The organism is Oleiphilus sp. HI0132, from assembly GCF_001635845.1.
Genome location: NZ_LWGJ01001112.1, coordinates 1 through 4558, shown reverse-complemented (window position 1 = coordinate 4558; position 4558 = coordinate 1). Strand labels below are relative to the sequence as shown.

At 45.0% G+C, this 4558-nt stretch carries 3 protein-coding genes; all 3 read right to left on the bottom strand.

Going from position 1 to position 4558, the window contains the following annotated elements; all coding sequences use genetic code 11:
* Nucleotides 1–67 precede the first annotated feature (67 nt).
* Nucleotides 68–2689: a S8 family serine peptidase gene (locus A3766_RS14720; protein WP_068511485.1), complete on the bottom strand. Its 2622-nt coding sequence runs from the start codon at nt 2687–2689 to the stop codon at nt 68–70.
* 98 nt (nt 2690–2787) lie between these two features.
* On the bottom strand, nt 2788–4155 hold the full coding sequence (locus tag A3766_RS14715) for a replication-associated recombination protein A (protein WP_068511488.1): 1368 nt from the start codon (nt 4153–4155) through the stop codon (nt 2788–2790).
* 11 nt (nt 4156–4166) lie between these two features.
* The coding region (locus A3766_RS14710; RefSeq protein WP_197479583.1) for an outer-membrane lipoprotein carrier protein LolA at nt 4167–4558 on the bottom strand (392 nt) is incomplete at its 5' end.

Sequence of the window (4558 nt, the reverse complement as noted above, 5' to 3'; positions counted from 1 at the left end):
TGCTGCTATTAATGAGGAGGGATTTTATTTAGTGAAGCTTAACCGAGAATAGAGAGGCTGCCAATACCTAGTCTTCACTTAAGTCTAAGGGGTAGTGACTCGCACCAATCTCAAGCACATCGAGAGCCTCGATATTTGATTCAAAGAACTGAACACTAAAGTCAATGCCACTGATCACTTCCCGATTTGCGTTTAAGGTCTCGAACGAGTAGTAATTCGGATAGATTCCTTTTGCTTCTCCATCGTCAAATGAGCGCTCATCGCCATCATTATTGGTACTTGCTCTAACAAAATACTCGCCGACCGGGATATTCTCAAAGCGATAGCTGTATACACCGTCAGACAAAGATCCTGCCACGGTAGATGTAGCAAAAATAGGTTCTTCTGGCAAAGCGTTCAAAACCTCATCTAAGGCAATAAGCGATATATAAAGATTACCGACCGATTCGTTACCAGAAATAGTATTCGATGCGATTACATCAAGCGATGCAGTTTGCACCGCACCATCATTTATTTGATATTCTATGATCAAACTACCTTTCTTAAAGGTGTTTACTGGAATCGCTGCACTATTAATTTCTACCGTATAGATCCCTAAACCATTGGAATCTGTATCATCCTGACGAACATCTAACCAACTGGCGTCAGCTTCACTTGGTGTAATACCGGAGACAATAACGCTACCATTGCCTGGGTTAGACAAATATAGCTTTGCATTGACAGCATCATTAAAGAAAGAGAACGATTGCGGAAAGTAATACAAGGAGTCAGGTATATCGTTGCTTCCAGATGCCCATGCAACGGCTTTATGCGCATTAATTAGGCCATTGCCGAAACTGGATGAACCACCAATCAAGTCAGTGATGAGGCCGTTCTCTAATGCGTAGCTAAAACTTGAAGCATTGAGATCAGGATCTACCGACTTCATTAGCGCAGCCACACCTGAAACATGGGGGGCGGCCATTGAGGTTCCTAGGTACTCACTATATCCCGCCCCAGAGACAGTACTGATAATACCTTGCTGACCTTCAATCGTAGATTGCTCGTTGGAAGAGCCGCCGGGCGCTGCCACATCAATGTATGTTCCGTAGTTAGAAAAACCGGATAAGGCTAACTCTGACGTCACCGAACTCACTGCCGTCACACCGTCAAATGCAGCCGGATAAAACTTTTCGCTACTCGACTCATTCCCCGCTGCAGCAATTACGATAATGCCTTTAGCAATAACTGCATCGATTGCGGTCTTCAAGGTATCAGAGAAGCCTTCGCCACCGAGAGAAAGATTGATCACATCGGCAGGGTCACTAGGCAGCTCACCGCTATCATTGTCTAAGCCTCCTGCATACATGATCGCATTCGCCAAGTCCGCATCGGTTCCTTGGCTAACACCGTCTTCATTTTCTACCCCTAGAACGCGAAGAGCCATGACTCTTGAATTAAATGCTACACCCGATATGCCTTCACTATTATTACTTTGGGCAGCGACAATTCCAGCAACATGCGAACCATGATGCACTCGACTCAAATCCGTAGGGTCATCATCGAAACCGTCTTCGTCTCCGGAATATTCTGTGTCGGAAATAAAATCGTAACCACTTGTAGTCAACTGGTTGCGCAGATCAGGATGATCGGGATTGATTCCACTGTCGATGACAGCAACAATTACCCCGTCACCTGTAGCAGTATTCCATGCATCTTCAACCTTAAGTAGTGACAGATTCCACTGTTCTGAATAACGACTGTCGTTCGGGACGAAGGTAGCTCGGCGATAGTAGTTTGGCTCTGCGACCTCAATACCATCTAGTGCTTTTAGCTCTTCTAACAAAACCAGCGTTCGCCATTTTCTTTCGAGCTTACTAGCCTTGGACCAAGAGGTGCTTGAATTTACTCTTAAGTTACTATTAACGGTCGCATCGAAACGAAATAACTCTGCACTCAAACCCGCCCGCTTGGAATATTCTAGTCCGTAGCGCTCTACTAAAGTCCGTTGCAAGCTATCAAGTGAACGACTGCGTGTTGATGCGCCTTGAGCACTTGAACTCTGATCGAATGCAAGTAGCACCTCGCCTGGCACGAAGTCTAAGCGACTCGCTTCACTTAGCAGGCGTGCATTATCAGCACTTAAGTTTTGTGAAAGCGATAGCGTATACAGTAGCGCATCGTGCCCTTGTGTTGTGGCTACGCGCACATAGTATTCATTGGTAAGGGGAACAACTAAAGATTTGGCACCCGGTTCTGATATAGATAGTTCAGCCACAACGACGCCAGACTGATCTACTGCCCTGAGTTCAACAAGGGCATTGATATTGAATTCCTCTTCGTTAGCAGGAAAGACACTTAAACTTACAGTCTGGCCTTCGACCAAGGAAACTCGGTAATAATCATCAAGATCTTCCTCAAACTGATAGCAAAAACCAAGATCCTGAGACTTGCCATTTATGTAGCCTCCAATTGTAATCGGGTTACTAACCAGCTGGGCCGAAAAAAGAGAGTTATTCTGCTCACTAAGCGTGGAGCATGTTTGCTCAACATCAAGATCTACATTGGTATCAGGCTTTACGCTCACCTGGCCTTCGATTGTCACCAAGCCATCGTAAGTATCATCACTCAGCTTACTACCGCTTCCACAAGCAACTAAGGACAAGGCCAGGATACTCAATAGCAGCTTTAAAAAAGGGTGTGTACTCATATATGAAATCTCGATTACTGATAGCTAAAGACTTAACGCCAATAAATCAACCTTAGGACTAGGGCGAATAAATAGTCTATTAGTAAATTGTAGCAAAGTTAGGGAAATCTTTTTTGTTCTGACTCTGCATTTAACTGCCTGAGACGCGCCATTTTTTCGCCAATTTTTAGCTCTAAACCACGATTTACCGGGTGATATAACTGCGTGCCAGCAAGGTCTTCAGGAAAATAACATTCACCAGCAGCAAAGCCATCAGGCTCATCATGAGCGTAACGGTACTCCATTCCCATACCCTGATCTTTCATGAGCTGTGTAGGCGCATTTCTTAAATGCATTGGCACTGTCTCATCTCCGCCTTCCTGCACCAAACGTCGACAGGCATTAAAAGCGCTGTATACCGCATTGCTCTTTGGGGCGACAGCTAAGTAAATCACAGCGTGCGCTATACTCAGCTCACCTTCGGGGCTACCTAAGCGCTCCTGAACATCCCAGGCATTTAAAGCAAGTGTTAACGCTCGGGGGTCTGCATTACCAATATCCTCACTCGCCATCCTAACTACGCGCCTGGCTATATATAGAGGGTCACAACCGGCATCAATCATACGGACAAACCAATATAGCGCGGCGTCGGGATCAGAACCTCTAACAGATTTATGCAGAGCAGATATTTGTTCGTAGAAGATGTCTCCGCCTTTATCGAAGCGCTTAAGCGAACTTTGGATAACCTCTTCAATATTCTCTTTACTAACGACGCACCGCTTAGCATCTCTATCCGCCAGATCAACTGCTAGTTCAAGAAAGTTTAAGGCCTTGCGAGCGTCACCATCTGCAACCTTTGCCAAAATATCGACTAGCGATTCGTCTATTTTCACGTCAATATCGGGGAAGCCATTTCGATGCGCTAAAGCGTTGCTTATAACCAAAGCGGTTTCGTGCGAGTCCAACTTTTTTAATACATAAACCCTTGCACGTGAAAGTAATGCATTATTCAATTCAAACGAGGGGTTTTCGGTTGTCGCGCCGATAAAGATAACAGTGCCATCTTCAACAAAGGGTAAAAAAGCATCTTGCTGGGACTTATTAAAGCGGTGGACTTCATCTACGAAAAGTATTGTGTCCCTACCCGTTTGTTGACGATACATCTTTGCCTGTTCAATCGCCGAACGGATATCTTTCACACCACTCAATACTGCAGATAAGGGCAAGAAGTTGGCATCGAAGTGCTCAGCTAATAGATTCGCAAAAGTAGTCTTGCCGACGCCAGGCGGCCCCCATAAGATCATAGAATGAAGAGCTTGTTTATCTATGGCTTGCCTTAATGGACGAGAAGGCCCTACCAGGTGACTTTGACCAACATACTCTGACAGGTCTGCAGGTCTTACACGCGCAGCTAAAGGCGCATAGCGTTTGCTTGTAGATTCTTTCTGGGATTCACTAAAAAGCGGCGCGTCATCGAATAAAGACATTTTCTATCTACCTATGAGCCGGGTATTTGGACATCTCTAATAATGTCAGTACCTTCTGGTAATTCAGGCGTAAAGGTATTACTTGGCAGCTCTAAATTAACTTGCGACTGAATAAAGCTCATTGTACTTTCTTGCCCTAAAGCATCTGTGATCCGGAGTTCGCTCACATTCGAACCAGAGAAACGTAACTTCAGCCCCTCAAATAAGCTTTCCTCTGATTTTGGCTTTAAAGTGAACTGCCTTATTGATGGTTCAAACCATGCCATTTCTACCTCAAATAGCTGACCAATTTTTTGAGTATCACCACTAAACAATATTGCGGGAGTCGTTTGCACCTGCGAGCCCACAGCTTGGATAGTTGCCTGCTCTAAGTCAGGGTCATAAACAGTTACCTCCTTTCCAT

Bases quoted from the DNA above. Each gene is read 5' to 3' on its own strand.
- A3766_RS14720 (WP_068511485.1), bottom strand. From the start codon at position 2,689: ATGAGTACACACCCTTTTTTAAAGCTGCTATTGAGTATCCTGGCCTTG.
- A3766_RS14715 (WP_068511488.1), bottom strand. From the start codon at position 4,155: ATGTCTTTATTCGATGACGCGCCGCTTTTTAGTGAATCCCAGAAAGAA.